Below are 25,251 nucleotides of genomic sequence, written 5' to 3'. Positions count from 1 at the left end.
CAGGCGTGGGACGAGATCAAACTCGGCGGCCTGGGTCTGACGACGGCCGAGGTCAGCCGCCACCTCCCGAAGGAGAACCAGCCCGGTGCCGCCCCCGGCCCCCCCCCCCCCCCCCCCCCCCCCCCCCCCCCCCCCCCCCCCCCCCGCCCCTCCCCCTTTTCCTCCTCTTCCTTCCAGGTGCTTGCGTAAGTCAAGCAAGCTATTTATAGTTGCCTGAGTTAAGCAATCCAGCTCGCCCACCATGGAAGGACCCGCCGTGAAGTCGCTGACCTCCCCCACGCCGGACGCGGCGACCACCGGCCCCCTGGCCTCCTTCTTCCGCTTCGTGGTCTTCGGCGGCGGCACGGGCATCCTCTCCAGCCTGACCGTCCCCCTGCTGGCGACGCTCATGCCGTGGACCCTGTCGAACGCGCTGATCACCATCGCCTCGACCGTCCTGTGTACCGAGCTCCACGCCCGCTACACCTTCCGCACCGGCGGCCCCGCGGGCTGGCGCCGCCACTGGCAGTCCGCGGGTTCGGCGGCTGCGGCCTACGCCGCGACCTCCGTGGCGGTCATCGTCCTCCACGCGCTCCAGCCGTCCCCCAGCATGCTCACCGAGCAGCTCGTCTACCTCTCCGCCTCGGGCCTGGCCGGCATAGCCCGCTTCCTGATCCTGCGCCTGCACGTCTTCGCCAAGCCCTCGACCCCGACCCCGACCCCTCTGCGACTCCCCACCCCCACCGCCACCGCCACCGCCCTCACAGCCTGAGGCGTCAGAACCACTGCCCCCACCCGAAGGTGAAGAAATAGGCCCGGCGGCCCGCTTCTCGGCCTCGGATGCCCCGAAGGCGCATGACCGGCAGAGTCGCCAGGAAGAGGGCGGCGAAGGCTCCGGACACGAGGGCCCCGGCGACCGGCCCCGCAATCAGACCCACGAGGACACTCGCGAAGACGACGATCCCCAGGCCGAGGTGCGCGTCGAACGGGTCGGCCCTGAACACCTCGCGCAGCTCCCCACGCATCGCGCGCATGTCGGAGTCGTACCGCTCCCGCGCCAATTCCTGATCGGCCGCGGGCCCCTCGGGCCACTGTTCCGCCATCACCACCCCGTCCGTTCGAACCAGCTCCGACCTCCGCCGCTCCGCTGCACTGACACGACTGGCACGACCGGCGAGTCCGTCGCAGCGTTCACCCGGCAGCGGGCGGCGGCGGCGCCGGAGCGGTGCCCAGTGGGGTCTCCGCGTGTGTCACGAAGTCGTCGACCAGGCGGTCGAAGAGCGTCGCCAGTTGATGCAGGTCGTCCGGGGTCCAGTCCGCCAGGGCGGCCTGCATGCCCCGCAGGCCCGCGTCACGGATGCGGTCGACGGCGATCCGACCGGCCTCGGTGAGGCGGATGAGCTGGGCCCGGCGGTCCTCCGGGTCCGGGATCCGGGCCACGAAGCCGGACTTCTCCAGCTGCGTCAGCTGGCGGGTGACGTGGGACGCCTCGACGGAGAGGCGGACGGCGAGCATGCCGGGGCGCAACTGCTCGTCGGCTGAGAGGTGGCGCAGGATCGCCACGGCGGCCCGGTCCAGGGGAAAGCCGACGAGGGACATCAGCCGTTCGTGCTGACGGGCGCGTCCGGCCAGGTATGTGATGCGGGTGAGAGCCCGCTCGATGGCGATCACGTCTGCGGGGACCGGCGGTGACGGCGGCGGTGGCGGTGGCAGTGGCGGCATTACCGCACAGTACAGATACTTGCCTGACTCAAGCAAGATCCCGTCAGCATGAGGCGCAAACGAACGAGTCCCACCCCGCCTGACACGGGATGGGACTCGTTCTCGATGGAGCGCCGGGCAGGCCTTGCACCTGCATTTCCCCGCAGGAAGCGGGGCGTCTTTCCTTGGACCACCAACGCAGAGGTCGTTCACCGTTTTTCTTTCCGGTGACCGGCTCAAGATCAAGCTTACCCCATCCGGGGGGTCCGATTGACCATGTACACCGTCAGGTCTCCACCGTCAGGTCTACGTCGGCAGGTCCACTTCGTCAGGCGACCTCGTCGACCTTCAGGTCCTGCCCGACGACGAGGGTGACGACCCCCGCCGCAGCCGAACTGTCCGCCGTGGGCTTCAGGTTGGGCAGCCTGGAGGCGATGACGGCGGCCTTGCCGTCGAGGCCCGCCGGGTAGGTCAGAGACGATTTGGCCACCGTCTGGGGCGCGTTGCCCGTGCCGGTGACGGTGTAGCCGGCGTCCTTCAGCTTCTCCGCGACGGCTGCGGCGCGCCCGGGGACGCCCGTGCCGTTGAGCACCTGGACGCGCACGCTGGAGGCGTACACCACGTTCTTCTTCGCCGCCTCCAACTGCGGCTTGGTGACCTCCTTGTCCTTGGCCAGGGAGGTGAACAGGTCGGCCGCCTGCGGGTACTGCCACACGACGTTGGCCTTGTCGGACGGTTTGTCGGCCTCGCGCCCGTAGTTGGGCACGGTGAGGAAGCTGAGACGGTCGCTCGGGATGCCCTTGAGCTCGTCGGCGAGTCCGTACAGCGGCTGGATGCCGGCGATGTCGGGGTCGGTCGTGAGGGACTTGGTGATCGCCTGCAGGAAGCCGTACATCGCGTTCGGGCTCGTGAGCTTCGACTTGGCCTTCTTCGCCAGGGCGTCCATGAACTCCTGCTGGCGCCCGATGCGCCCGATGTCGGAGTTGTCGCCGACGCCGTAGCGGGCGCGGACGTAGCCGAGCGCCTTCTCGCCCTTGACGTTCTGGCAGCCGGCCTCCATGTCCAGGCGGGCCTTCTCGGAGTGGATGGCCTGCTTCGGGCAGACCTCGATGCCCTCCAGCGCGTCGACCATGCCCTTGAAGCCGGAGAAGTCGACCGACATGAAGTGGTCGATGCGCAGACCCGTGTTGGACTCGACGGTCTTTATGGTGCAGGCGGCGGCCTCGCCGACCTTGCCGTTGCTGCCGCCGATCGCGAACGCCTCGTTGATCTTGAAGTGGTGCGGGGAGGACGAACTGCCGTCGCCCTTCTGGCAACTGGGTATCTCCACATACGAGTCACGCGGGAAGGACACCACCGAGGCCCACTTACGGTCGGCCGGTATGTGCAGCACCATCAGCGTGTCCGACTGCATGGTGGTCAGATCCTTGCCGTACTTGGCGTTCGCGCCGTCACGGCTGTCGGAACCGACGATCATGATGTTCTTGGAGCCGGGACTCAGGTTGACCGGCCGGTTGCCGCCCAACTTGTCGTCCACATCAGCCGAGTTGATGTTGTTGTTGAGGTCGTTGTAGATCCACGCGCCGACCCCGCCGATCCCGAGGACGACGACGGCCGTCACCCCGGCCCCCCACGCGAGGATCCGCCCGCGCCGGGTCAATCGGATACCGCCGGACCTGCCCGGTCCGGCCCCCTTGCCCCGGCCCGCGGGGCCGTTCCCCCGCATGTTCCCCCGGCCGGTCGCCTCCATGGGAGTACGTCCACGCCTTCTCGTTCCGCTCACCGGCGCTCGCCCTCCGCCTCGGCCGTTGTCACCCCGTACACCGTGCTCGGATCGTCGGCGTTGGTCACCGCCGAACGTCGGAACCCTACACGCGAGTAGGAATACGTCCGAAAAGCACAGGCGACTCAGGAGACGAGCGAAGCCACACAAGGGTTGCCCCGGCACGGCACCCGAGGGTTGCCTCCGCGCGCCCCCGAACCGCTCTCTCACGCCCACCGTTCGCCCCGCGCCGAAGGGCAGGTCAGGCAGGCGGGACGGCCAGGATCGAAGGAACACAGACCCCCATCCTTCGTCGAAAGGTTCGGCCGTGTCCGCCCCCACCCCCCTCGACCACTACGTCGCCAGCCTGGAGAAGAACCTCGCCGACGATGTGACAGAGGCTCTGTCACATCGTCACGTCGAGACCAGGGGTCGAGGTCAGCCCCCGAACGCCCCGTCCTTGACCGCCCCGACGAATGCCGCCCAGCCGGCCACCGGGACGAGAAGGGCGGGGCCGTGCGGGGTCTTGGAGTCGCGGACGGGGACGGCGGCGGGGTAGTTGTCGATGACCTCGACGCAGCTGTCCCCTTCCGGCCCGCTATAGCTGGACTTACGCCAGCCGTCGAGTCCGGGGGTGCCGGGTACGTACTGCTCAGCCTTCATGGTGACCGTATTCCTTCGCGGTTTCCCTCAGGAGATCCAATGACTCTTTACGAGGCAGGGCATCCCCCAAGGCGAGATGGTATGCGTCCTCGTATCGCCGGACCAGGGACGGGGAGTCCTCGACTCTTCCGGTGAACAATCCTTCCGTGTAGGCCACCGGAGGCTGGTCGTCGAACCACATGAGCGTAAGCATGCCCTTGAGCAGCATGTATCCGCCTGCGCCGAAGGGCATCACATGTACGCGGACGCGCCCGCTGTCACCGAGGTCGGCAATGTGGGTGAGCTGTGCGGCCATGACTCCGGGGCCGCCAAAGGCCCTTCGGATGACCGCCTCATCCAGCAGGACCCAGTATGTGGGCGTCACGGGGTCCAAAAGGATTCGGGCACGCTCCAGCCGTGTGACAACGACTCTGTCACGCTCTGATTCCCTCAGAGGAGGGAAGCCCAGGCTCAAAACCGCATTCGCGTACGCCTTGGTCTGCAACAGACCGGGCACGTAGGCCGGTGCGTACTCGCGGAGCATGACAGCCTGTTTCTCCAACCGGTGGGCCGTCTCGAAGTGTTCGGCGACAGGTCCGTCGTGGTTCTTCGGAAGGAAGCTGAACAGGACGTTCCCCGTGTTCAGGACGCTGTCCAGCCGTTTGGCGTCTTCCTCGGACGGGACTCGGCGGCCCGCCTCGATGTGGGCGATGTGCGTGCGGGTCATCACGGCGCGGTCCGCGAGCGCCTGTTGGGTCAGACCGGCGGACTCGCGCTGTTGCTTGAGCCAGTCACCGAAAGCGTTGGCCATGAGCTAACTCCCCTGTGTGACAAGGAATTTGTCACGCTGCGTGTACTGGAACTGTACGTTCTGACACCCGACGCTTGCCTCATGTACCTCCGCATTCGCGTCCCCCGACTTCTCGCGCCGTTGCTGCGGCGCTTCTCCCGGACCACACCGGCCCCTCCGCCACCACTGACTGCCCCGACCCCGACCCCGACTGCGACCCCGGTCCCGCCCTCGCCCACGCCCACGCCCGCGCCGCCTCCGATGGTGCTGGGCTTCGGCGTCGGGGCGTGCCTCGGCTATCGTCCGGGAGAGGCGGAATGACCCACCCCGCTCCTCGTCTGCTCCCCTGGACGACGCCCGAGGGGCAGCCCGCGTACCTCGTCGGCGACGGCACGGGGTATGTCTCGCGCATCGCCGACGACATGGAGCGCGTCCAGCTCGCGATGGCGGGCGAACTCCTCTGCCACGCGGCCGACCTGCTCGCCGACGGCTCATCCACCTCGGCCCAGCTCCGCTATCTGCTGGCCAGGATGTGCGAGTCCCTGACGGCCGTGCACCGCATCGCGGAGAGCCGGGGCGCACGCTGCGGCGAGGGCGCATGACGTCGTCCGACAGCCGGTCCGTGTCCGTCGAGTGCGCGCTGGCGGCGAAGCCCGGATACGAGGACGTGCACGCGTGGTGCCGTCAGGACAGGGACGTGCCGTTGCCGCACTCCACCGGGCTGCTGCTGGTGGCCCGCTGCCGCTGCCCCTGCCACCGCCGGGCCGGGGCGGCGGTCACCCGGTGACCGGCGGGCACACGTGAACGTGAGGGTCGCCGAGTCGCCGAGGTCCGACCGTCTCGCGCCACGTCGGCACGCTCACCAGCCGCACCTCGCGGCACCGGCAGACGAACACCTCCAGGTCGCCGTACCCGAAGAGGCGGGGCCGGCGATGGCAGCGTGGGACGGGCTCGTGGGGACGCCCGTCCCGCGTGATCGCCACCGCCGACGTCCTACCTGTTCACAGCGGGTTACGGCGCGTTGACCAGGTCCACCGGCGGGACCTTCACCGTGCGGGCTCCCTGGGCGCCGCCCAGGACGACCTTGCGCAGGGAGACGTTGTTCTTGGTGTTGGTCTCCTGCAGGCGGTTCGCCGGGTTGGCGATGACCTGGATGTAGTAGGTGCCGTTGGGCAGGTCGGTGATGTCGAACGACTGGCCGGGACGGTACTGGGTGTACGTGTCACCGGAGCCGACGTCGAGGACCTCGCGCACGGAGATGGAGTTCTGCTCGCCGCAGGCGGTCGACAGATCGGTGTTGTTCGGGTGCCAGTTGGCGTTCTTCACCGTGTAGTCGATCGCGTCCGTGTTGGCGAGGCAGAACGCCTCCTTGCCGCTCTTGACGATCTCGTGCTGGTCGGCGGCGAGCAGGCGGTAGCTGGCGAAGTCCGTGAAGTGCCAGTGCTCGTGGCCGACGCGCGGGTCCCACTCCATGGTGCCGGCGGGCGCGTAGCCGACCTGCTTGCCCTTGGCGTCGTAGAAGTACTGGTAGGAGTCCATCAGTTCGGCGCCGGGCTTGCGGAAGCCGTCCACGACGAGCGGGGCGGGTCCGGCGTTCCAGACGTTGGCGCTGAAGGCGAGGTAGTCCTTGCCCGCGACGTCGCCGTCCTCGCCGTCGGTGACCGCGATGTCCCAGGCCGGCAGCGAACGCAGGTCGGGCTTGGGCACGTTGGCGGGAGCGCCCGCCCGTCCGGTGGGCCGCTTGGCGGCGGCCTTCAGCGCCGGCGCGATCCGGGAGCCGTCGGTGTGACCGGCGCCGTCGCCCAGGTGGGCGAGACCGCGGGCCTCCAGGGCGTGGGAGAGCGCGGAGGGGGTGGGGGCGTCGGCGCCACGGGGGCCGTAGTGGTGACCGGCGGCCATGCCCGGCATGCCCTCCATGCCGTCCATGCCGGCCATGTCGTGCCCGCCGCCGTGGGCGCCGTGGGACGACATCGAGGAACGCAGGCCGACGCCACCGCCCTCGCCGCCGCCGCTGTCCTCGCGCACCGTCACCTTGACGGTCGGCTGGTCGTTCGGGATGCCGAAGAGATCCCGGTACTTCTTGGCGACCGACACCTTGGCCGTGTACTCGCCGACGGGCAGGTCCACCGGCTTGTCGTAGTCGACGGTGCTGGAGTTGGACGCCCAGCCCTTCTCGACGCCCCACACGGAGCCGAGCGTGAAGGGGTTGGTGGAGCAGCTCTCCGGATAGTGCGAGGTGGCCGGGGCGTCCGGACGAAGTCGCCCGGAGGCGTTGTTGGGACAGAAGGCGCCCTGTGTCTTCTGCACCTCCACCCCGGCCGCGTTCTTGATGGACACCTCCAGGAAGCCGGGCAGCCCGCTGAAGTCCTTGACGGTGCCCGCGGGCAGCGTCTTCGTCGTCGTCTTCGTCCCGTTGCGCAGGATCTGCTGGGCGACGACCGGGTCCTTGTACGACTTGCGGGTCACCTTGAGCTCCAGCGGAGCGTTGTCGACGGTGACGTACGTGCCGAGGTCGAGGTAGACCCCGGCGTTCCCCTCGTACCGCTCAAGGGTCACGGCCTTCGACGCGGCGATCAGCTTGAGCTTCGGCGTGCCGGGCGTGCTCTGCGGCGCGGCGCCGGCGCCGGGAGCGGCCCCGGAGACGGCTACGACGGTGAGCACGGCCCCCGCGGCGAACGCCGCACGCTGCATGCCCTTGCGATGGTGCTGTCTGGTCATCGGTTCCTCGTCTGCGAGTGCCCTGGTCAGGGGCATCGGACTGGACAGCCCACGGGCCCGACCACAGGTGAACGGACGCACCCCCGCGCGTCCCGGCCGAGACCGTGAGCATCCTGTGAGAGAGGTAAAAGGCGTGTACGGGTTGCCTGTTGAGGAGGAAAAGAGAGCAGGGAAGGCAGCGAGGGCGGGTCAGTGGTTGCGGAGATCGCGAATGAGCAGGTCGGCCGCCTCCAGCTTCCGCGCGCTGTCGGCCAGCGCGGCGGTGAGCGCGGCGATCTCCCGTGACAGCGCCGTCCGCACGGCCGCCAGCTCCGCCTCGGCCCGCTCCCGGGCCCGCTCCTCGAAGCGGCCCCATTCGTAGTTGGAGCGGTACTGCCAGGTGAGGATTTCCTTTTCCTCGTTGACCAGATCCAGTTTCTCCGCCGTCATGTCGTGGAGTTGCTGGCGCAGTGCGACCACCTGACCGTCCAGCATGTCGTGCTGCTGCTGCAGGTCCGCGAGCTTCTGCTTCAACTCGGCGTTGTCGTTGCGTTCCTTCGCGAGTAACGCCTCGAGATCCCGAATCCCCGCCTTGACCTTGGACCGCTCGCCCAGGCGCTCGCGGAATTCCTCCCGCGTCTGCTCCTCGAGCACTTCGATGTCCGCGATGATGGTCCGCAGGCCTTCTTTCGCGCCCTCCAGCTCGTGGCGCGGGGCGTCCTGGGCCGGGAGCTCGAAGTCGACGGGGAGACGCGACGGCACCCGGTGCGACTGCGGTTGCGGCTTCAGCTTCAGCTTCGGCTGCGGGTACGGCTGCGAGTGCGTCTGCCTCTGTAGTTGCGACAGGCGGGCCCACTCGTCGGACCAGACGGTCAGCCGTGGGTCGCCCAAGCTGATCGCCCGGGTTTCCTTTCCGTCCCCGCAGGCGACCAGAACGCGCACCAGCGCGACCAGGAATTCGCGCTGCGGCAGCCGCATTCCGGTCAGCGCCTCACTGACGCCGCTTTTCGTCAGCTCGAAGGAATGCGCACGTCTGGTGATCTCCGTCAGACTGGGGCGGCCGCACGCGATATGAAGATCGCTGAGTTCCTGTGCGAAAGCCACGAGCTCGTCGTCGAATGAACCGGTCACGTTCCCCCCTGCCGACGCGTGGCCCCAATGCTAGGACCCCGCTGTGCGACTCCGTACGGGTTCGGGCGACTCCGTGGCGACTCCGTACGGTGCGTGCGGCTCGCCGCGATGTCGGCCAGGGGGGAACGTGCGGTCAGCGCGGATCGCGTATCGGGATCCGCATCAGGGTCAGCGGCCGTACCTCCCCTTCAGGTGGCGCCAGAAGTCGCGCAGCATCCACTTGTCGAACTCGGTGATCTGGGTGGCGCTGCCGGCGTTCATGATGAAGCAGCACTGGCCGGTGGGGGTCCAGTCGTAGAAGTCGTCCAGGCCGAAGGTATGGCCGACTTCATGCAGGTAGATGTGGATGTTCTCCTGGTTCAGGGCGGACGTGAAGTACTCCTGGCCGACGCGCTGGCCCCAGTCGCCGCCGGCGCCGCCGCCGAAGCCCTTGGTGAGCCAGAGGGACTGGTCGTAGTGGCGGGCGGTGCCGCCGGGGCACTTGGAGTAGTTGCCGTCCTGGTGGAAGAAGCGGCCGCAGTCGGGGGCGCACTGCGGGGCGCCGGCGCCGTCGAGGACGCCGGAGTAGATGTCGACGGAGTTGTCGGTCCACTGGAGGGTGGAGCGGTTCTTCACGGCCCAGCCAACGATGTTGACCGGGACGGTGGTGTACGGCCAGTTGTTGTAGGCGCGGCCGTTCTCCAGTTGCGCGGCCATCCACTTGGCGAACTGCTTCTTCAGGGCCGCGTGGATCTGGTCGCGCAGGGCGGTGCTGACGGGTGCGTCGGACTCCCAGCGGACGCAGTAGTTGATGCTGCCCTTGTTGGCCATGACCTGGTCCCAGCCGTAGTTACGGAAGCCGTAGAGGTCGGGGTAGGTCGTCGAGACGTGGTTCCAGACCTCGTTCAGCGGCTGCACGAGGTTGGCGGGCGGGTTCCACTCGTCGGCGGCCTGGGCGCGGGGGGCCGCGACGCCGGTCGCATGGAAGAGGAGTGCGGCGAGCGCCGCGAGAACGGTGAGCAGTCGTGCGAGGGGCCGTGCCGGATGCCGCGCCGGATGGCGGGCGGGGTGTCGTGCAGGGTGCCGTGCGGGATGGCTGCGCATGGTGAACTCCTCGTGTGGGGAACGGGATTCACGTACTCCGTGTGTCTGCGCTCCGTGCACGTGTGGGTTGCCGCAGCCCGGCGGAAGGTTGCCGCGCGGGACACAGTCGCTTGCCGTCCCCGGTCCGGGTGGTTCGTCGGTGAGTTCGGGGTGCGGGAGGGAGTGGGGCGTCATTCTGAGCCGGTGCTTCACCCCCTTCGCGTTCTTCACGCCCTTCGCGCCCTTCGATTCCTTCGGGCCCTGCGCGCTCTTCGCGCTCTTCGCGCTCTGCGCGCCCTTCGGGTGGTGCTCGGTCCGTTCCTCGCCGCCCTTGTCGTGCTCGTCGGGCCCGCCTGTGTTCCCGTGGGGAGGGGAGTCGGGGCGCCCGGTGGGGCGTTCGGGGCGTATGTGGGGTTCGACGGCGACGGGGTGCGGCGGATCGCGGGGCTGGACGGGTGGCTGGGGGCTGCGACGCCTCGGGTCGGGCACGCGTATCTGCCGGGGGACCGGTGGAGCAACATCGAGGGCGCGCCCGGGTATCTGGAGTACTGGGCGCAGTGGCGGAGGCAGCGCGCCGACCGGATGTTCGTGCTGAACGTGCCGATGCTGGAGCGGACCGAGGAGCACGTGTCCGACGCGGTCGTGCGGGAGGAGCTGCGCAGGGGGGCCCGCGGCGACTACGACGGGCACTTCCGTGCGCTGGCCCGGCGGCTCGTGGCGCTCGGGGTGCCCGATGCGGTGCTGGTGGTGGGCTGGGAGATGAACGGGATCACGTACACCCATCGGTGCGGGCCCGATCCGGCGGCCTGGCGGCGGTACTGGGCGCGGATCGTCGACGCCATGCGGTCCGTGGGCGGGTCCGTGGGCGGTGGGCGGCAGCGGTTTCGGTTCGAGTTCACGCCCAGTCGGGGCCGGGACGCCGTGCCGTGGACCGCGTGCTATCCCGGCGACCGGTACGTCGACGTCGTCGGCATGGACGCCTACGACCAGCCCCACGGCATGTCCTTCGAGGAGCAGGTCGCCGAGCCGTACGGCCTCGCCGCCCACGTGCGGTTCGCGCGGGCGCACGGAAAGCCGGTGTCGTATCCCGAGTGGGGGCTGTACCGCAACGGCGACGACCCCGACTACATGCGCGGCATGCTCACCTGGTTCGCCGAGCACCGGCCGCTGTACCAGACCATCAGCGACTACTGCCCGCACGGGGTGTGGAGATGCGCCGACAATCCGCGGTCGTCCGCCGTCTATCGCTCCCTGATGGGCTCCGGGACGGGCGGGGCCGCGGGGCCGGGCGGGTGAAAGCCGACCGCTCTCCGGGCGCGTAACGGGCCCGGCCGCCCCACCCGCGCCGATCATCGCACGATGGGACGAGAACACCACGCGCGCCTGCGTGCCGCGACCGGGGCGGCCGCCTTCCTCGCCCTCGCCCTCCTCCTGCTCACCGCCGTGCCCGCCGGGGCCGGAGGCGGAAGCGCAGGTGGAGGGGGACGCGGAGGGGGAAGCGGAGGCGACGGGTCGGGTACGGCCGCCGACCGTGCCGTCCGCGCGCACGAGGCGGCGCGCGAGCGGGTCGACCGGCTGCGGGAGGCCGACACCTTCCCCACGCGGATCAAGGACGCCGAACGCCGTCGCAAGGCCCTGCGCGCCGACCTGTGGGACATGCTGCGGGCGACGGCGAAGGAGGTCGGTGACCCGGTCGCCGTCGATCCCTCCGGGCGGTACGGCCACTGCCCGTTCGGCGAGCCCAGCCGCTCACCCTCGCCCCCGCCCCCGCCCTCGCCCTCGTTCCCGCCCTCGTCCTCACCCTCCCCCGCGTCCTCGCCCGGGTCCTCGCCCGAGCAGCGTGTGCAGGACTGGACGGCCCCCACCCGGCGTTACTGGCTCTCCGCCGGGTTCGCCGCCAAGGGCTCCCGCTGGGCCCACCGTCACACCGGCCAGGACTTCGCGGTGCACTCCGGCACACCCGTCTACGCCGTCGGGGCCGGCACCGTCCGCGCGACGACCTGCGGCGACGGCTTCGGCAACCAGGTCCTGATCCGGCACGGCGACGGCTACTTCACGCAGTACGCCCACCTGTCCCGCATCGACGTGCGCAAGGGCGCGCGTGTGGCGGCCGGGCAGCGGATCGGCCTCTCCGGCGCGTCCGGCAACGTCACCGGCCCGCACCTCCACTTCGAGGTGCGGATCACCCCCTACATCGGCTCCGCGGTACCGCCCCTGCCCTGGCTGCGCCGCAAGGCCGTGGACGTCGCCGCGGCCTCGCTGGCCTCAACGGCCTCCGGAGCGTCCGCCGCCCCCTGATCGTGGGCCGCCCCGCAGGCGTCGTCGCGCAGGTGCAACCGGCGCAGGTCCTGGACCAGGGCCACCGGATAGTCGTGCTGCCCCCAGCGCTCGCGGTAGCCGTCCTCGCCGTGCCGTGCGAGGACGGCCTCCGCCGCCTCCAGCACGGCGTGGGCGAAGACCGGGCGGGGCTGCGTGGAGCGCCAGACGACCGTGCCCGCGGAGTCGGGCAGGTCGAGGCTCACCGCGACGTCGGGGAAGCGGTACACGGTCACCTCGACGTCGTCTGCCTCCTCGCTCCCGCCTCGGCGCAGCACCCAGCGCAGTTCCGTCGGTTCGACGTCGAAGAAGAAGCGGATCTCCCGCGCCGGGCCGTACAGCCCGCCCGTGGCCGCCACCAGGTCGGCCAGCGCGTCCGTGAGGTAGCCGCAGACGAGGCCCGCTTCCTGTCCGTCGGCGGCCGACAACCGGCAGCTCGCCCAGCCGTGCCCCGTCAGCTCCCAGTCGATGATCACCTGCTCATGCTACGGAGGAGGCGGCCAGCGCCCAGATCACGAACACGTCGATGGCGATCTGGATGAGCGCCCAGACCGGCGCGTACGGCAGGAACAGGAACTGCAGGATCAGGCTCAGGGAGGCCAGCACGATGCCGCTGATCCGCGCCCACCCGGCGCTTGCGGCCCCCTTGAGCAGCCCCCAGCCGGTGACCGCCGCCACGACGCCCACGATCAGCAGGAGCCAGCCCCAGACGGTCAGGCTCATCTCGTAGGCGTAGTCGCCCACCCGGGCGTAGACGTCGTCCTCGGAGATCCCGGCGACGCCCTGGAAGACGGCGAGGACTCCGCTCACGAACATGAGCACGCCCGCGAAGACGACCCCGCCGGCGGCCAGCCCGCCGCCGGCCGACGGCGACGGGCTCCGGCCGGGCGTGCCGGTGCCCTGGTGGGAGGGGTCCCAGACCGGGGGTACGTGCGAGTTCGACGGCGACGGCGACGGGTTGGAGTGTGTCTGGTCGCTGCTCATGGCGCTGCCCGTTCCTGTAGACGGCTGTCCCCCTGTCCTTCTGTCCTTCGTCGACCTTCGGTCCGGGTGGGGGCGGTCACCACGGGGGTGCGCCGTACGGGTGAGCCGGCATGCGGACGGGGCCGGGGCCCCCTTCACTGGAGGAGCCCGGGAAAACCATCACGAGGAGGAACGATGCCGCGCATCAAGGGCGTGCTGTCGCTGACCGCGACGGCGATCTGCTGCGCCGTCGCACTCACCGGCTGCTCGGACGAGAACACCCCCTCGTCGGTGTCGTCGGCGGCCAGCAAGGCCGCCTCCGCCGCCGAGTCGCTGGGCAGGGAGGCTACCGCGGCCGCCTCCTCCATCGCCTCCGGCTTCGCGTCCGACCTCTCCTCCGAGGCCTCGTCGGCGTTCGCTTCGGCGACGGCGGAGGTGGGCCGCGAGCTCGACTCGATCAAGGGCGGGGTGGACGTCAAGGGCGATGTGAAGCTCGGCACGCCGGGCGCCGACGGCGACCGCAGCACGGTCGAGGTCACCGTCACCAACACGGCCGACTCGACGAAGTCCTTCGCCGTCCAGGTCGACTTCGACGACTCCTCGGGCAAGCGGCTCGACACGGTCCTCGTCACCGTCTCGGACGTCCCGGCCGGCAAGACCGGCAAGGCCACCGCCCGCAGCAACCGCACGCTCTCCGGCGCGGTGAAGACGGAGGTGGCCCGGGCGGTGCGGTACTGAGGCCGGCGGGGGCTGCGCCGATGGTGACGGGGCTGGTGGCTCAGGCCATCCAGAAGAAGACAGCCGTCATCCGCTTCTCCTCCAGCGTCGTACCGCAGTAACCGGTCGCGGTGTGGATGAGGTTGGCGTTGTAGAGGAGCAGCCGGTTGTACTTGTGGGGCACGCGTACGTCCTCCTCGAAGGCGTCCGGCGCGACGAACCGGGTGCCGAGGGCTTCGACGAGGTTGTTGTGCGGGGCCTGGACGACGTTGCCGCCGAGCCGTCCGCCGGGCAGGGACTGCCGGTAGAAGCTGGTCCCGCAGTCCTTGGGCACGGACGGGTTGAGGTACAGCACGGCGGCGTACCGGCACAGCGCACGCGAGTCGGAGTGCGGCCGGGGCGTGCTCTCGCCCTCGCCGACCACCTGGATGCAGTTGTGGTTGAGGGTGCCGCCGCCGGGGGCCTGCTGCACCCACAGCTTCTGCGCGCCCGTCTCCTTCCTCACCAGCCGCTCCACCCGCCCGAGTTCGGCCGGCTCCAGCCCCGGCATGGTGCGCAGTCCGGGCCAGCTCTCCGAGGTGTACGGGTGTCCCTTGACCCAGTCGTCCTTGGCGAGACAGCGCTCGCGGATCCCGGCGATGTCGGCCTCGGGGAAGACGTCGTCGATCACCCAGTAGTCGCGGCCCTTGGTGGGCTTGCGGTAGGGCAGGACGGGGAGTGGACGCGTGGCGGCAGCCCTTGCGGGCTGGTGGGGCCGCTGTGGCATGGACATGCGGCGAATCTAGGCCGGGGGTTCACCAGGACTCGCCCGCGATTTGGTCCGGACTCTTCCGTGAACTGGTCAACCTTCCGTCAACCGGCAAGGGGAGAGCCCCCGTCCGCTGAAGCCGAAGCAGCCGGACGGAGGCTCTCAGGTTCACGCTCTCGCCCGCACCCTCACGGGAGGAAGACGACCGAGCGCAGTTTGAGGCGGTCCGTGGCGGGGCGGCCGTGGGGGCGCAGCGTCCAGGAGTCGCCCGAGCAGTCCGGCTCGGTGAAGACGACCGCGGTCTGGTCGGTGTCGTTGTGCGGGGCGAAGGCGGGCTCGGAGGCGTCCGGGTCCGCGACTTCGGCGAGCGTGACGCACTCACCGGTGGCCGGGTCGTGGAGGACGGCCGAGATCGGTTCCCCGTTCAGGCCGACGACCTGGTACCCGAAGTCGCCGGTCGCGGCGTGGGCGGGGGCGGCGAGGACGGCCGTGAGGGCGAGGGCGCCGCAGGCGGCGGCGACGGAGTGCCGGAGACGCACGAGGTTTCTCATTTCGCGAGGAGAGGCAGTTTCACCTGCACCTTCACCTCCGACGACGTCCCGTACGCGCGGATCAGAAGCGGGAAGGTTTCTCTGTCATCCGTTCGGACCAACGCCCTGCGCCCTCCCGGGGTCGCATCACACGGGTCCCCGCCAACCCCGACCCTTCGCACACTTTCTCCACTTCATACGCACAGAAACTCCCGGAATTGTGGCCTCCACCACAGCGCGCCCAGGGCGCGCCTGCTGAAGTGACCGGATGATCGGTCCCCTGCTGCGTCTTCTGCCGTTCTGGGTGCGCGAGCCCCTGCTCACGGTCTTCGGCGTCCTCTTCAGCGGCTTCCTCTTCTACGCGTCCGTCCGGGACGACGAGTGGAAGATGGCCGCCCTCGGCGCCGCCGTCGTCCTGTTCACCGCGATCCGCGTCCACTCCATGAACCGCGCCCTGCGAGCCCGCCGCCTCCTCAAGGACGCCGAGGGCGCATAGGGGACACCGCATGCCCACCTGGAGTGATCCACGGGAACCTGCCCACCTCTCAGGACACACCAGCTCAGGCATCGAACCATTCGGCGAGCATGACACCAACGCCAGTGATGGATACGAGGGGTGTTCGAGGTAGAAGCCGAGCGATACGTCCGCGCCCGAACCGAGCCTTTCTGCCACGGAGTCGATCAGCGCCGACCGGCGGACGGGGTCGCGTTCCCTCGCTGAGGCGAACCGAGGCGCGTACTCGGCCAATCGCTCCCCGAGCCACGCCGCTGCCTCCTTCGCCTCGCCCCACGTCCCGCGTACCAGCGAACGCGGCTTGATGAGCCAGTACGCCGTTTCCAGAGGCGGAAGGTCAGAGATGCGAAACTTCGCCGCCACTGCGCGGTAGCGCTGGATCAGTTCCGGCCCGCTTCCAGCCGAGGGCGGATCGGGATGCGGCGGTCGACGTAGGACCCGTCCGAAAACGAAGCCAAGGGCACCATCGTCCCAGGTCCATGCCGACTCCGGACTATTCCCGATCCAGAATGAATGATCTTGGAAATCCTCCAGGACGTCGGCTCAGCCCGGCAGTGCCTCGTCCCCCACCGACACCCTGCCCTCGCGCCGTACCTCGAAGTACGCGCCGAAGACGACTCCGCCGTCGGCCGCGCGGCGGTAGTCCGCGAGGGTGCGCAGGGGTTCCGGGCCCGCTCGGCGGGCGGTGGTCTGGTCGATCATCGTGACCGCGCAGCGGATCGTTCCCTCCGTGAAGGCGAGTTCGGCGCCGGCGATGTGGAGACTCGCCGCGCTGTTCTCGGCGTGCGGGGCGGCCCAGCCGTCCACCACCAGGTTGGGGCGGAAGCGGGTCATGGGGACGGGCGCGGCTCCGCGTTCGCGGATGCGGTGGTTCAGGGCGTCCAGGCTGGAGCGGGAGACCACGTGCAGGCGGTTGCTGTTGCCCGCCGGCGAGCGGACCAGGGTGCTCGGAGCACCGAGCACGTCGGTCAGCCAGGCGTTCACGGCCCCGATGTCCTCCGCCGCCTTCACCGGGTGGCTGCCCCGCGCCTTCAGGATCAGTTCGCCCGAGTCCGTCAACTCCGGCGTGATCAGGGCCAGTCGGGGGTCGCCCCCCTGCCAGCGCAGGTCGCCCTTCTCGTCGGCGATCGCGTAAGTGCGGTCGTGCAGCAGCCCTGTGTGCGTCAGGGTCGCCTCCGTGAGCGCCGTTCCCGCGCAGCCCTTCACCGGGTAGTACGTGATACCGACCAACCTCGCTGCCATCCCCCACGCCCCCTCGTCACGCCGTCGTCCGTCCCTCGTCGGTGAAATTTTTGCCGGGGACGGTGAGTCCGAAGCGGCTCGTGTTCGTATTTCTCTCTGTCCGACCCGCCGAGTGACGACACAGCGACGACACATCCACGGCACTTCGGCGGATTCCCCGACCGGGCAGGAGGAACGGTGCAACTTTCGCGGAACGCGATGGGAACTCTCTTCGTGGGCGGCGCGTTGACACTGACGCTCGGCGCTCTCGCGTACCCATCGATGCTCGGCCTGGACACGGTGTCCACGTCGACCGACCGGATCATCGCCAACACCCAGTGGGGGCCGTTGACGGAAGGCGACCGGTCCTTCGTGGTGTCCGTGCGGGCAGCCGGTCTGTGGGAGTACCCGGTGGGGCAGATCGGACTGCAGAAGGGCCAGAGCAAGGCCGTCCTCATCGCCAGCCAGCACCTGATCGACGGGCACGCGGCGCTGGACGAGAGCTGCCGCAAGATCGCGCCGATGCTGAACATCACGATCCCCAACGTGGCCAGTCCGCAGCAGGAGGGGTTCGTGAACACCCTCAAGGCGGACCAGGGCAAGCAGTTCGACGTCGACTTCGCCAACATCCTGCGCATGACGCACGGTTCGATCTTCAACACGATCGCCAAGATCCGGTCCACCACCAAGAACACCCTGATCCGCTCCCTGGCCGACCAGGCCAACGACACGGTCCTGGACCACATCACGGTGATGGAGAACACCGGCCTGGTCGACTTCGACACCACGCTGTTCAACCAGACGACCCCGCCGAAGCTGCCCAAGTCGGACATGACCCCCCCGGTCCCGCCCGCCGGCCAGCCGCTGATCGTCCTCACCCCGCCGCCGAACGCCACCTCCACCCCGTTGGACCTCAGCAAGGCCGTCAGCGGCCAGTAGCCCCCCGGACAGAGGCATTCACCAGTGGAGCGGGCGGCCGACGGGTATGTCGGCCGGCCCGCTCCGTTGCCTTACGGGCTCACCTGTCTCTTGTGAGGAGGCCTCGGCGTTCACGCTGGGGAGGAATCGCGTCCGGGTGTCGCGGCGCGGAGCGTCGCCGCATCCGGTTCAGGGCGCGGAGTGCCCGTACCGCTGTCGACGTCGCCGGGGTGATGCGAACGCGTGTGCCTATGGTCGCTGGTCGGGGTGATGGCCGTGGGATCGGGGTGCGTTTGTGCGCCTGTCGTACGTATGGTCCTTCGCAGGGTTCGGGACGGCACAAGTGTCCCGGCCGGGGACGTGAGGGGGCGAGATGGCGCAGGTGACGGCAGCTGCGGAGGCCGGGCATGCCCGATACACGTACCGGCTGCGCGTGTCGTCCGCTGCCCGCACCGCCCTGGCGGCGGAGTGGGACCGATGCCGTTGGGTGTGGAACGAATGCCTGGCCAAGTCCAGGGCCGTACACCTGCGCAACAAGTCCACCGGCGACAGGGCCACGTGCGGCCCGGCTCAGCTCGACAGGATGCTGACCGAGGCCCGCGCCTGTACGCCGTGGCTGCGTGAGGGATCGTCGGTCCCGCAGCAGCAGGTCATCCGCGACTTCGGCCGCTCCCGCGCCAAGGCGCACAAGGACGTCAAAGAGCGCCTTCCCATGGCACGCCGGGCCGGGATGCCGAAGTGGAAGACCAAACGCGAGGCACTGCCGACCCTCAACTACACCAAGCGCGGGTTTCGGTTGAAGGATGGCCATCTGCACTTGGCAGGCTGCATCGTCCTGACAGTGGTGTGGTCGCGAGAACTGCCGACTGAGCCGTCCTCGGTGCGTGTGTACCAGGACAGCGTCGGGCATTGGTACTGCTCGTTCGTCGTCCCCGCCCACGTCCAGCCCCTGCTGGAGACCGGCCGCGCACTCGGCGTCGACTGGGGCGTGAAGGAGACCGCGACCACCACGTCCGACGCGTACGACCTGCCGCACGCCGAGCACGGCAAGAAGGCCCAGACGAAGCTGACCCGGTACGACCGGATGATGGCCCGCCGCAAGCCGAAGAGGGGACAGCCCGGATCGAAGGGCTACCGCGAGGCGAAGAGGCTTCGGGCGAAGGCACACAAAAAGGTCGCGAGGCAGCGTGAGGACACCGGCCGCAAGTGGGCCAAGAAGGTCGTCCGCGACCACGACGCCATCGCTGTCGAGGACTTCCGTCCGAAGTTCCTCGCCAAGACCACCATGGCCCGCAAGGCCGCTGACGCCGCCATCGGCGCCACCAAAGCCGCTCTGATCGAGATGGGCCGCAAGCACGGGCGGGACATCCGCCTGGTCCACCCCGCGCACACCACGATGGACTGCGCGCACTGCGATGCGAGAGCCAAGCACGCACTGCCGCTGGGTGAGCGCACCTACACCTGCACCGCGTGCGGAAACATGTCCCCACGGGACAAGAACTCCGCGCGCGTGATGCTCGTCCGGGCTGGTCTCAACCCGGCTGGTGCTGATGGCGGGAGACCTCCTGGAGCGCTGCTCCAGGAGGCGGCCTGAGCCAGGAATCCCCTCCCCTTCAGGGAGGGGAGGATTCAATACCAGTTCGCAACGTCCGCGGGACGCGGCCGAGACCGGCCCGGGGGCGGGACCCTTTCCTAGGCCAGCCAGGCCGTCGTGTCCGGCCCCAGTCGTCCGGCGGCGTCCAGCGGCGCGCTGCTCAGCAGCACCTCCCCCGGCGGCAACGGCACCGGCGTGTCCGACAGGTTGGTCACGCAGCGCCAGCCGTCGCAGCGCGCGAAGGACAGCACGCCCGGCGGGGTTTCGAGCGCCCAGGTGAGCTCCTCGCCCTCCAGCAGCTTGCGGCGCAGCCGCAGGGCCGTGCGGTAGAGCTCCAGCGTGGAGCCCGCCACGCCGTCCTGCGCCTGGACGGCGTACCGCGCGAAGTACGGCGGCTGCGGCAGCCACGCGCCGGCCGCGCCGAAGCCGTACGACGGGCCGGTCGTCGTCCACGGCAGCGGCACCCGGCACCCGTCGCGGCCCTTGCTCGCGCGGCCCGTCTGCTCCCACAGCGGATCCTGCAGGACCTCCACGGGCAGGTCGGCGACCTCGGGCAGGCCCAGCTCCTCGCCCTGGTAGACGTACGACGATCCCGGCAGCGCCAGCATCAGCAGCGTCGCCGCGCGGGCCCGGCGCAGGCCGGCCGTCTCGTCGACGTGCGGGGCGCGGCCGTCGCAGAGGAGCCAGGCGTTCTGGTCGGCGCCCGGCGGGAGCATGAGGCGGGAGGGGTGCCGGACGACGTCGTGGTTGGACAGGACCCAGGTCGCCGAGGCGCCGACGGCCCGGGCGGTGGCGAGGGAGTCGGCGATGACCGCGCGGATCTGCTCGGCGTCCCAACCAGCCTGCAAGTACTCGAAGTTGAAGGCCTGGTTGAGTTCGTCCGGGCGGGCGTACAGAGCGCGGCGCGCGCCCGGGACCCAGGCCTCGGCGACGGCCGTGCGGGGCGGGGTGTACGAGTCGAGGACGCGGCGCCAGTCGCGGTAGATCTCGTGGACCTCGTCGCGGTCGTAGAAGGGGTGGGTGCCGGGCGGGAGGTGCACGAGGGCCTGCTCGCCGCTGAGTTCCGGGTCGCCGAGGTCGCGGAGGGGGTCGGCGAGGTCCTTGACGAGGGCGTGCGCGACATCGACGCGGAAGCCGTCGACGCCCCGGTCGGACCAGAAGCGCAGTGTGGTGCGGAAGTCCTCACGGACCTCCTCGTGGCCCCAGTCGAGATCGGGCTGCTCGCGGGTGAAGAGGTGCAGGTACCACTGGCCGTCGGGGACGCGCTGCCAGGCGCTGCCGCCGAAGACCGACTGCCAGTCGGTGGGCGGGAGTTCGCCGCTCGGGCCGCGTCCGTCACGGAAGACGTAGCGCTCGCGGGCCGGGGAGCCGGGGCCGGCGGCCAGCGCCTCCCGGAACCAGACGTGCTGGTGGGAGGTGTGGTTCGGGACGAGGTCGACGATCACCTTCAGACCGAGCCGGTGGGCCTCGGCGGCGAGGGCGTCGAAGTCGGCGAGGGTGCCCAACCGCGGGTCGACGTCCCGGTAGTCGGCGACGTCGTAGCCGCCGTCGGCGAGCTCCGACGGATAGAACGGGGAGAGCCAGAGGGCGTCCACGCCGAGGGCGGCCAGGTGGGGCAGCCGGTCGGTGACGCCGCGCAGGTCACCGAGGCCGTCGCCGTCGGCGTCGGCGAAGCTGCGCGGATAGACCTGGTAGACGACGGCCTGACGCCACCAGTCGGGACTGTGGGAGGAGAAGTCGGTCATGGGGAGATGACTGTCCAGATTGCCGGGAAGGCGAACGCCCGGACCGTTCGGAACAGATCATTCCGTACGCGGGGAAAATGTGACGGAGATTTGAACTCCCCAGGGTTTGGCGCAGGTTGACAGCGATCTGGCGTCCCACGACGATGGGGCCACACCGTGGCGCCCGTGACCTACGGGCCCCGTGTTTCTTCTGATCTGACCAATCGGATCCGACCGATCAGCCCTGGCACTCGCCAAGATGGGAAACGCATGTCCATAGCGAGACGTGTCACCGTACGCCGCCTGCTGGGGACGGGCGCCGCTTCGCTCACCCTGTGCGCCGCCTCCGTCGCCGCCGCCTCCGGGGCCTTCGCCGGCACCGGGACGCCCGGCGGCGACGGCTGGAAGTCCGGCGGCCAGTACCAGCCGGGTACGGGCGCGGGCACCGAGACGGGGACCGACCGCTGCCAGTTCTCGCTCGACGGCACGAAGTTCTTCGACTCCGTCCGCGTCGACGACCAGAACCTCAAGCCCAGCAAGGACGGCAAGGTCCACGTCACGGTCCGCGCCGCCGGCGACGCCACCACCTGCACCGCGTCCCTCGCCTCCTACCTCGCCCACGGCGCCAGCTTCCGCACCTCCGGCGAGCAGGTCTTCGTCGACTTCGACAGCGTGACGGTCAAGCCGGGGCAGACCGACACCCTCGACATCGCCGTGCCCGACGCCGGCTGCTACGCGCAGATCGACCTCTACCGGGGCGCGGTCAAGTTCGACGGCAAGCTCGACGCGAAGGACGGCTTCGTCCACGGGGACCTGCCCAAGGGGCCGGACCGCCCGGTCATCAAGGACAAGCTGATCGCGGCCTGGAACGGCGGCACGAAGGACTGCACGGCCACCGAGCAGCCGCCGTCGTCCCCGCCGGCCGGCGGTGGCGGGACGCCGTCGACGCCGTCCTCGCCGTCGCCGTCGCAGCCGTCGTCGCCGTCGTCGCCGTCGTCGTCCGCGAGCACGTCTGCGTCGCCGTCGCCGTCCGCGTCGGAGTCTGAGTCGGGCACGCCGTCGCCGTCCGCGTCCGCCTCCGAGTCGACCGCCCCGCCGGCCGCCACGCCCAACGGCGGCGGCGGCGACCTCGCGGAGACCGGCGCGAGCAGCAACACTCCGTTGATCGCGGGTGGGGCCGCCGCCCTGCTGGCGGGCGGCGCGGCCATCGTCGTCGCGACCCGCCGCCGGAAGGCGCTGCGCGGCTGACACGCACGTCGGGGGTCTGGGGGCAGCTGCACCCAGACCCCCGTTCGGCCCTTGCCCCCGTTCGGCCCTTGCCCCCGTTCGGCCCTCAAGGGGCCTCAACAGGCTGGAATTCCCTGACCGGCGCTACGGTTGCCACATGAGGGACACTCACGGCATTCCGGGCGAGCCGAAAGACGTCGTCGAGGCCGCGTTCCGGCACTACAGGGCCCAGGACCGCGACGCGGCCCTGCCGCTCTACGCCGACGACTTCACCTTCACCAGCCCCCAGGACGACCACATCGACAAGGCGGCGTTCTTCGAGCGCTGCTTCCCGACGGCCGACCGGATGACGGAGCAGCGGCTGCTGCAGGTCACCCCGGCGGACGCGGAGCTCGTCTTCGCGTACTACGAGTACGAGCTCACCACGGGCGCCAGACACCGCAACGTCGAGGCGATCACCGTACGGGACGGCCTCATCCGGGAGGTGCAGGTCTTCTTCGGCGGCCGGGTGTGAGAGCCGGCGGCCGGGTGTGAGAGCCGGCGGCCGGGTGTGAGAGCCGGCGGCCGGGTGTGAGAGCCGGTGGGCGGGTGTGAGCCGGGGCGCCGGCCTCAGGCCCAGGACGTGTCCTAGGGGCCCTCGACCGTCGTCAGCCACAGCTTGACGTACCGCTCCACGTCCACGTCCAACGCCACGTCCACGCGGGGCTGTTCGCGTACGCCCTCGTGGATCTCGGCCTCGCCGGGGCGCGGGCGGCGGTCGACGATCGTCTGGCCGCGGGCCGGGCCGGGGGCGAGGGAGACCTCGACCGGGAGGAGCTCGGTGGTCAGGCCCGCCGGGTCGGCCACCGCGCAGACCGCGCCCGCGTCGCCGAGACCGCCGGTCGGGGTGGGGTCGCCGGAGACAGCCGGGTCCCGGTGGGCGAGGAGTTCGCCGGCGAGACGGAGCCGGGGCTCGCCGCTCGCCCGCAGCCGTGCCACGTCCGCCGCCGGGACCAGGACCCGCTTGAAGACGTCCAGGCCGTACATCGTGATCGGCACCCCGGTGGTGAGCAGGACCGCCGCCGCCTCCGGGTCGTGCCACACGTTGAACTCCGCGACCGGCGTGGCGTTCCCGGTCGTCACCGCGCCGCCCATGAACACGATCCGCTCGATGTTGCGGACCACGTCCGGGTGCGTGCGCAGAAGCAGCGCGATGTTCGTCAGCGGCGCGGTCGGGATCAGGGTCACCGGGCGCGGGGAGGCGAGGATCTCGCGGCGCAGCAACGTCACCGCGTCGACGTCCACCGGCCTGCGGGTCGGGGCGGGCAGGCCCAGGTCGCCCATGCCGTCCTCCCCGTGCACATGCCGGGCCACGCGGACCGGCTCGATCAGCGGGCGCTCGGCGCCCCGGGCGACCGGGATGTCCCCGGCGCCCGCCTGCTCCAGCACGGTCAGCGTGTTGCGGACCACGCCGTCCACGTCCGTGTTCCCGGCCACACAGGTCACCGCCCGCACGTCCAGGCCGGGATGGCGGACGGCGAACAGCAGGGCGAGGGCGTCGTCGACGCCCGTGTCGCAGTCGATGATCACAGGGATGGGCTGCTCGGTCACCGGACGACTCCTTCCGCACCACCACGGCCGTTCCCGACCCTATGCGGGCACGTCCCCTTCCCACACCCCGGCACCACGGGCCGCTACCCGCTCCCCGATCCGCAGAAGCAGTTCCCCGGCCGGCATCGCCCCGGGGCGACGGCCGTCGCGCAGACGGACGGCGGCCAGGTCGTCCCTCGCCTCCCGCTCCCCGATCACCGCCTGGTACGGCGCCAGCCGCGCCGCCCGGATCCGGGCCCCGAGGCTGCCCTGTTCCGGGCCCGCGAGCTCCGCGCGGAGTCCGGCCGCCACCGCCCGCCGCACCAGCTCCGCCGCCGCTTGCGCCTGCGCCTGCGACACCGGCAGCACGACCAGCTGGACGGGGGCCAGCCAGACCGGGAACGCGCCGCCGTGCTCCTCGACGAGGTGCGCGACGGCCCGTTCCACACTGCCGATGACACTGCGGTGCACCATCACCGGGCGGTGCTTCGCCCCGTCCGCGCCGATGTAGTGCAGGTCGAAGCGTTCGGGCTGGTGGAAGTCGATCTGGACGGTGGACAGGGTCGCCTCACGGCCGGCGCCGTCGACGATCTGCACGTCGATCTTCGGGCCGTAGAACGCGGCCTCGCCCTCGACGGCGTCGTAGGCGAGGCCCGCCTCGTCCAGGACCTGCCGGAGCAGTGCGGTGGCCCGCCGCCAGAGCTCGGGATCGGCGACGTACTTGCCGCCCTCGCCCGGCAGCGAGAGCCGGTACCGGGAGGCGCGGATGCCCAGGTCCGCGTAGGCGCGGCCGATGAGGCCGAGGGCCGCGCGGGCCTCGTCGACCACCTGCTCCAGGGTGCAGAAGACGTGCGCGTCGTTGAGCTGGATGGCCCGCACCCGGGTCAGACCGCCGAGCACGCCGGACAGCTCCGAGCGGTACATGCCGCCCACCTCGGCGATACGGAGCGGCAGTTCGCGGTAGCTGTGGGAGCGGGAGCGGTAGATGAGCGCGTGGTGGGGGCAGAGGCTGGGACGCAGCACGACCTGCTCGGCCCCGAGTCGCATGGGCGGGAACATGTCCTCGCTGTAGTGGTCCCAGTGGCCGGAGATCTCGTACAGCTCGCGTTTGCCGAGGACCGGCGAGTACACGTGCCGGTAGCCGGCGGCGCGCTCGGCCTCGCGTACGTACTCCTCCAGGGTGTGGCGCACGACCGCGCCGTCGGGCAGCCAGTACGGCAGACCCGCGCCCATCAGAGGGTCGGTGTCGAACAGGTCCAGTTCGCGGCCGAGACGACGGTGGTCGTGAGGCAGGTGAGGCGGGTGAGGCAGCTGGGGCATGTGGGTTCCTTCGCTCGGGCGGGGCGAGGGAACCGGGGCACGGAACGGCGAAGCCCCGGGGCACTCGCCCCGGGGCTTCGGCATCCAGTCGTGGATCAGCGCGCCGGGACGAGGTCCGGCGTCGTC

At 70.4% G+C, this 25,251-nt stretch carries 27 protein-coding genes and 2 pseudogenes; 12 read left to right on the top strand and 17 right to left on the bottom strand.

The annotated features are described in order from the left end of the window. Positions 1–189 (top strand): annotated as a pseudogene (locus ACIBAF_RS43655) (hypothetical protein); the annotation flags it as partial. A gap of 52 nt (positions 190–241) precedes the next feature. After that, positions 242–751: a GtrA family protein gene (locus ACIBAF_RS43650; protein WP_399471410.1), complete on the top strand. Its 510-nt coding sequence runs from the start codon at positions 242–244 to the stop codon at positions 749–751. Between the two features lie 4 nt (positions 752–755). Here ACIBAF_RS43650 and ACIBAF_RS43645 read toward each other — a convergent pair whose 3' ends face one another. The 5 genes from ACIBAF_RS43645 to ACIBAF_RS43625 all read right to left on the bottom strand — a co-directional run bounded on the left by ACIBAF_RS43645 (position 756) and on the right by ACIBAF_RS43625 (position 4,895). Next, positions 756–1,082 (bottom strand): hypothetical protein, encoded by a 327-nt coding sequence (locus tag ACIBAF_RS43645; RefSeq protein ID WP_399471408.1) that lies wholly within the window; start codon positions 1,080–1,082, stop codon positions 756–758. 88 nt (positions 1,083–1,170) lie between these two features. Continuing rightward, positions 1,171–1,692: a MarR family winged helix-turn-helix transcriptional regulator gene (locus ACIBAF_RS43640; protein WP_399471414.1), complete on the bottom strand. Its 522-nt coding sequence runs from the start codon at positions 1,690–1,692 to the stop codon at positions 1,171–1,173. Between the two features lie 316 nt (positions 1,693–2,008). Next, a complete protein-coding gene (locus ACIBAF_RS43635; protein WP_399471406.1) occupies positions 2,009–3,430 on the bottom strand; it encodes an LCP family protein in 1,422 nt (473 codons plus the stop codon). Between the two features lie 450 nt (positions 3,431–3,880). After that, on the bottom strand, positions 3,881–4,105 hold the full coding sequence (locus ACIBAF_RS43630; protein ID WP_399471404.1) for a DUF397 domain-containing protein: 225 nt from the start codon (positions 4,103–4,105) through the stop codon (positions 3,881–3,883). Continuing rightward, the gene (locus ACIBAF_RS43625; protein ID WP_399471402.1) at positions 4,095–4,895 is read right to left on the bottom strand and encodes a Scr1 family TA system antitoxin-like transcriptional regulator; all 801 of its coding nucleotides are present in this window, start codon (positions 4,893–4,895) and stop codon (positions 4,095–4,097) included. The genes ACIBAF_RS43630 and ACIBAF_RS43625 overlap by 11 nt, the downstream gene beginning before the upstream one ends. 296 nt (positions 4,896–5,191) lie before the next feature. On the opposite strand from ACIBAF_RS43625, the gene ACIBAF_RS43620 reads away from it, so the two are divergent. Together ACIBAF_RS43620 and ACIBAF_RS43615 are read left to right on the top strand one after the other, a co-directional pair. Beyond that, a complete protein-coding gene (locus ACIBAF_RS43620; protein ID WP_399471399.1) occupies positions 5,192–5,476 on the top strand; it encodes a hypothetical protein in 285 nt (94 codons plus the stop codon). After that, the gene (locus ACIBAF_RS43615) at positions 5,473–5,661 is read left to right on the top strand and encodes a hypothetical protein (protein ID WP_399471397.1); all 189 of its coding nucleotides are present in this window, start codon (positions 5,473–5,475) and stop codon (positions 5,659–5,661) included. Before ACIBAF_RS43620 ends, ACIBAF_RS43615 begins: the two co-directional genes overlap by 4 nt. Before the next feature lie 224 nt (positions 5,662–5,885). On the opposite strand, the gene ACIBAF_RS43610 is transcribed toward ACIBAF_RS43615, so the two are convergent. From ACIBAF_RS43610 to ACIBAF_RS43600, 3 genes are all read right to left on the bottom strand, one after another. Next, entirely contained in the window at positions 5,886–7,592 is a 1,707-nt protein-coding gene (locus ACIBAF_RS43610) for a lysyl oxidase family protein (RefSeq protein WP_399471395.1), read from the bottom strand. A gap of 189 nt (positions 7,593–7,781) precedes the next feature. Then, positions 7,782–8,702, bottom strand: a complete 921-nt coding sequence (locus ACIBAF_RS43605; protein WP_399471393.1) for a hypothetical protein — start codon at positions 8,700–8,702, stop codon at positions 7,782–7,784. A 168-nt stretch (positions 8,703–8,870) separates the two neighbouring features. Further along, positions 8,871–9,785, bottom strand: a complete 915-nt coding sequence (locus ACIBAF_RS43600; RefSeq protein ID WP_399471391.1) for a hypothetical protein — start codon at positions 9,783–9,785, stop codon at positions 8,871–8,873. A gap of 285 nt (positions 9,786–10,070) precedes the next feature. Between ACIBAF_RS43600 and ACIBAF_RS43595 the strand changes: the two genes are divergently transcribed. Both ACIBAF_RS43595 and ACIBAF_RS43590 read left to right on the top strand, forming a co-directional pair. Then, a complete protein-coding gene (locus ACIBAF_RS43595) occupies positions 10,071–11,060 on the top strand; it encodes a glycoside hydrolase family 26 protein (RefSeq protein WP_399471389.1) in 990 nt (329 codons plus the stop codon). 63 nt (positions 11,061–11,123) lie between these two features. Next, a complete protein-coding gene (locus ACIBAF_RS43590) occupies positions 11,124–12,062 on the top strand; it encodes a M23 family metallopeptidase (RefSeq protein WP_399471387.1) in 939 nt (312 codons plus the stop codon). Here the strand turns inward: ACIBAF_RS43590 and ACIBAF_RS43585 are convergent. Further along, a complete protein-coding gene (locus tag ACIBAF_RS43585; RefSeq protein ID WP_399471385.1) occupies positions 11,954–12,556 on the bottom strand; it encodes a hypothetical protein in 603 nt (200 codons plus the stop codon). The two genes, ACIBAF_RS43590 and ACIBAF_RS43585, sit on opposite strands and share 109 nt — an antisense overlap. A 4-nt stretch (positions 12,557–12,560) precedes the next feature. Continuing rightward, on the bottom strand, positions 12,561–13,064 hold the full coding sequence (locus tag ACIBAF_RS43580; protein WP_399471383.1) for a hypothetical protein: 504 nt from the start codon (positions 13,062–13,064) through the stop codon (positions 12,561–12,563). A 174-nt stretch (positions 13,065–13,238) separates the two neighbouring features. Here ACIBAF_RS43580 and ACIBAF_RS43575 point away from each other — a divergent pair, with 174 nt between their 5' ends. Beyond that, positions 13,239–13,781, top strand: coding sequence for an FxLYD domain-containing protein (locus ACIBAF_RS43575; protein ID WP_399471381.1), 543 nt, complete (start codon positions 13,239–13,241; stop codon positions 13,779–13,781). A 40-nt stretch (positions 13,782–13,821) separates the two neighbouring features. Here ACIBAF_RS43575 and ACIBAF_RS43570 read toward each other — a convergent pair whose 3' ends face one another. Then, positions 13,822–14,532, bottom strand: coding sequence for a DUF6445 family protein (locus tag ACIBAF_RS43570; protein ID WP_399471379.1), 711 nt, complete (start codon positions 14,530–14,532; stop codon positions 13,822–13,824). A 164-nt stretch (positions 14,533–14,696) separates the two neighbouring features. Beyond that, complete coding sequence (locus tag ACIBAF_RS43565) at positions 14,697–15,047, bottom strand: hypothetical protein (protein WP_399471377.1); 351 nt, start codon at positions 15,045–15,047, stop codon at positions 14,697–14,699. A gap of 259 nt (positions 15,048–15,306) precedes the next feature. Between ACIBAF_RS43565 and ACIBAF_RS43560 the strand changes: the two genes are divergently transcribed. Then, positions 15,307–15,534, top strand: coding sequence for a hypothetical protein (locus ACIBAF_RS43560; protein ID WP_399471375.1), 228 nt, complete (start codon positions 15,307–15,309; stop codon positions 15,532–15,534). Between the two features lie 51 nt (positions 15,535–15,585). Here ACIBAF_RS43560 and ACIBAF_RS43555 read toward each other — a convergent pair. Both ACIBAF_RS43555 and ACIBAF_RS43550 read right to left on the bottom strand, forming a co-directional pair. Further along, positions 15,586–15,987: pseudogene (locus tag ACIBAF_RS43555) on the bottom strand (hypothetical protein); the annotation flags it as partial. A 108-nt stretch (positions 15,988–16,095) separates the two neighbouring features. After that, positions 16,096–16,794, bottom strand: coding sequence for an MOSC domain-containing protein (locus tag ACIBAF_RS43550; protein ID WP_399471373.1), 699 nt, complete (start codon positions 16,792–16,794; stop codon positions 16,096–16,098). Positions 16,795–17,007: 213 nt separating this feature from the next. Between ACIBAF_RS43550 and ACIBAF_RS43545 the strand changes: the two genes are divergently transcribed. Both ACIBAF_RS43545 and ACIBAF_RS43540 read left to right on the top strand, forming a co-directional pair. Further along, entirely contained in the window at positions 17,008–17,712 is a 705-nt protein-coding gene (locus tag ACIBAF_RS43545) for a DUF4142 domain-containing protein (protein WP_399471412.1), read from the top strand. A gap of 352 nt (positions 17,713–18,064) precedes the next feature. Then, the gene (locus ACIBAF_RS43540) at positions 18,065–19,285 is read left to right on the top strand and encodes an RNA-guided endonuclease InsQ/TnpB family protein (protein ID WP_399471371.1); all 1,221 of its coding nucleotides are present in this window, start codon (positions 18,065–18,067) and stop codon (positions 19,283–19,285) included. Positions 19,286–19,383: 98 nt separating this feature from the next. Here the strand turns inward: ACIBAF_RS43540 and ACIBAF_RS43535 are convergent, their stop codons facing one another. Next, a complete protein-coding gene (locus ACIBAF_RS43535) occupies positions 19,384–21,030 on the bottom strand; it encodes a glycoside hydrolase family 13 protein (protein WP_399471369.1) in 1,647 nt (548 codons plus the stop codon). A gap of 249 nt (positions 21,031–21,279) precedes the next feature. On the opposite strand from ACIBAF_RS43535, the gene ACIBAF_RS43530 reads away from it, so the two are divergent. Beyond that, positions 21,280–22,257 carry an LAETG motif-containing sortase-dependent surface protein gene (locus ACIBAF_RS43530; protein ID WP_399471367.1) on the top strand — a complete coding sequence of 326 codons (978 nt, stop codon included), beginning with the start codon at positions 21,280–21,282 and terminating at the stop codon, positions 22,255–22,257. A 136-nt stretch (positions 22,258–22,393) separates the two neighbouring features. Continuing rightward, positions 22,394–22,750 carry a nuclear transport factor 2 family protein gene (locus tag ACIBAF_RS43525; RefSeq protein ID WP_399471365.1) on the top strand — a complete coding sequence of 119 codons (357 nt, stop codon included), beginning with the start codon at positions 22,394–22,396 and terminating at the stop codon, positions 22,748–22,750. Positions 22,751–22,863: 113 nt separating this feature from the next. On the opposite strand, the gene ACIBAF_RS43520 is transcribed toward ACIBAF_RS43525, so the two are convergent. Together ACIBAF_RS43520 and thrS are read right to left on the bottom strand one after the other, a co-directional pair. Next, positions 22,864–23,826, bottom strand: a complete 963-nt coding sequence (locus tag ACIBAF_RS43520; RefSeq protein ID WP_399471362.1) for a nucleoside hydrolase — start codon at positions 23,824–23,826, stop codon at positions 22,864–22,866. Between the two features lie 39 nt (positions 23,827–23,865). Further along, positions 23,866–25,125: a threonine--tRNA ligase gene (gene thrS, locus ACIBAF_RS43515; RefSeq protein ID WP_399471360.1), complete on the bottom strand. Its 1,260-nt coding sequence runs from the start codon at positions 25,123–25,125 to the stop codon at positions 23,866–23,868. Positions 25,126–25,251 lie beyond the last annotated feature (126 nt).

This window comes from Streptomyces sp. NPDC051677 (assembly GCF_044453465.1).
Classification (GTDB): Bacteria; Actinomycetota; Actinomycetes; order Streptomycetales; family Streptomycetaceae; genus Streptomyces.
The sequence above is the reverse complement of the archived record's forward strand: the minus strand, read 5'-3'. Positions and strand labels throughout refer to the sequence as shown.

Coding starts and splice junctions, on each gene's coding strand:
- ACIBAF_RS43650 (WP_399471410.1), top strand. CDS start 242: ATGGAAGGACCCGCCGTGAAGTCGCTGACCTCCCCCACGCCGGACGCG.
- ACIBAF_RS43645 (WP_399471408.1), bottom strand. CDS start 1,082: ATGGCGGAACAGTGGCCCGAGGGGCCCGCGGCCGATCAGGAATTGGCG.
- ACIBAF_RS43635 (WP_399471406.1), bottom strand. CDS start 3,430: ATGGAGGCGACCGGCCGGGGGAACATGCGGGGGAACGGCCCCGCGGGC.
- ACIBAF_RS43630 (WP_399471404.1), bottom strand. CDS start 4,105: ATGAAGGCTGAGCAGTACGTACCCGGCACCCCCGGACTCGACGGCTGG.
- ACIBAF_RS43625 (WP_399471402.1), bottom strand. CDS start 4,895: ATGGCCAACGCTTTCGGTGACTGGCTCAAGCAACAGCGCGAGTCCGCC.
- ACIBAF_RS43620 (WP_399471399.1), top strand. CDS start 5,192: ATGACCCACCCCGCTCCTCGTCTGCTCCCCTGGACGACGCCCGAGGGG.
- ACIBAF_RS43615 (WP_399471397.1), top strand. CDS start 5,473: ATGACGTCGTCCGACAGCCGGTCCGTGTCCGTCGAGTGCGCGCTGGCG.
- ACIBAF_RS43610 (WP_399471395.1), bottom strand. CDS start 7,592: ATGACCAGACAGCACCATCGCAAGGGCATGCAGCGTGCGGCGTTCGCC.
- ACIBAF_RS43600 (WP_399471391.1), bottom strand. CDS start 9,785: ATGCGCAGCCATCCCGCACGGCACCCTGCACGACACCCCGCCCGCCAT.
- ACIBAF_RS43590 (WP_399471387.1), top strand. CDS start 11,124: ATGGGACGAGAACACCACGCGCGCCTGCGTGCCGCGACCGGGGCGGCC.
- ACIBAF_RS43580 (WP_399471383.1), bottom strand. CDS start 13,064: ATGAGCAGCGACCAGACACACTCCAACCCGTCGCCGTCGCCGTCGAAC.
- ACIBAF_RS43575 (WP_399471381.1), top strand. CDS start 13,239: ATGCCGCGCATCAAGGGCGTGCTGTCGCTGACCGCGACGGCGATCTGC.
- ACIBAF_RS43570 (WP_399471379.1), bottom strand. CDS start 14,532: ATGTCCATGCCACAGCGGCCCCACCAGCCCGCAAGGGCTGCCGCCACG.
- ACIBAF_RS43560 (WP_399471375.1), top strand. CDS start 15,307: ATGATCGGTCCCCTGCTGCGTCTTCTGCCGTTCTGGGTGCGCGAGCCC.
- ACIBAF_RS43550 (WP_399471373.1), bottom strand. CDS start 16,794: ATGGCAGCGAGGTTGGTCGGTATCACGTACTACCCGGTGAAGGGCTGC.
- ACIBAF_RS43540 (WP_399471371.1), top strand. CDS start 18,065: ATGGCGCAGGTGACGGCAGCTGCGGAGGCCGGGCATGCCCGATACACG.
- ACIBAF_RS43535 (WP_399471369.1), bottom strand. CDS start 21,030: ATGACCGACTTCTCCTCCCACAGTCCCGACTGGTGGCGTCAGGCCGTC.
- ACIBAF_RS43530 (WP_399471367.1), top strand. CDS start 21,280: ATGTCCATAGCGAGACGTGTCACCGTACGCCGCCTGCTGGGGACGGGC.
- ACIBAF_RS43525 (WP_399471365.1), top strand. CDS start 22,394: ATGAGGGACACTCACGGCATTCCGGGCGAGCCGAAAGACGTCGTCGAG.
- thrS (WP_399471360.1), bottom strand. CDS start 25,125: ATGCCCCAGCTGCCTCACCCGCCTCACCTGCCTCACGACCACCGTCGT.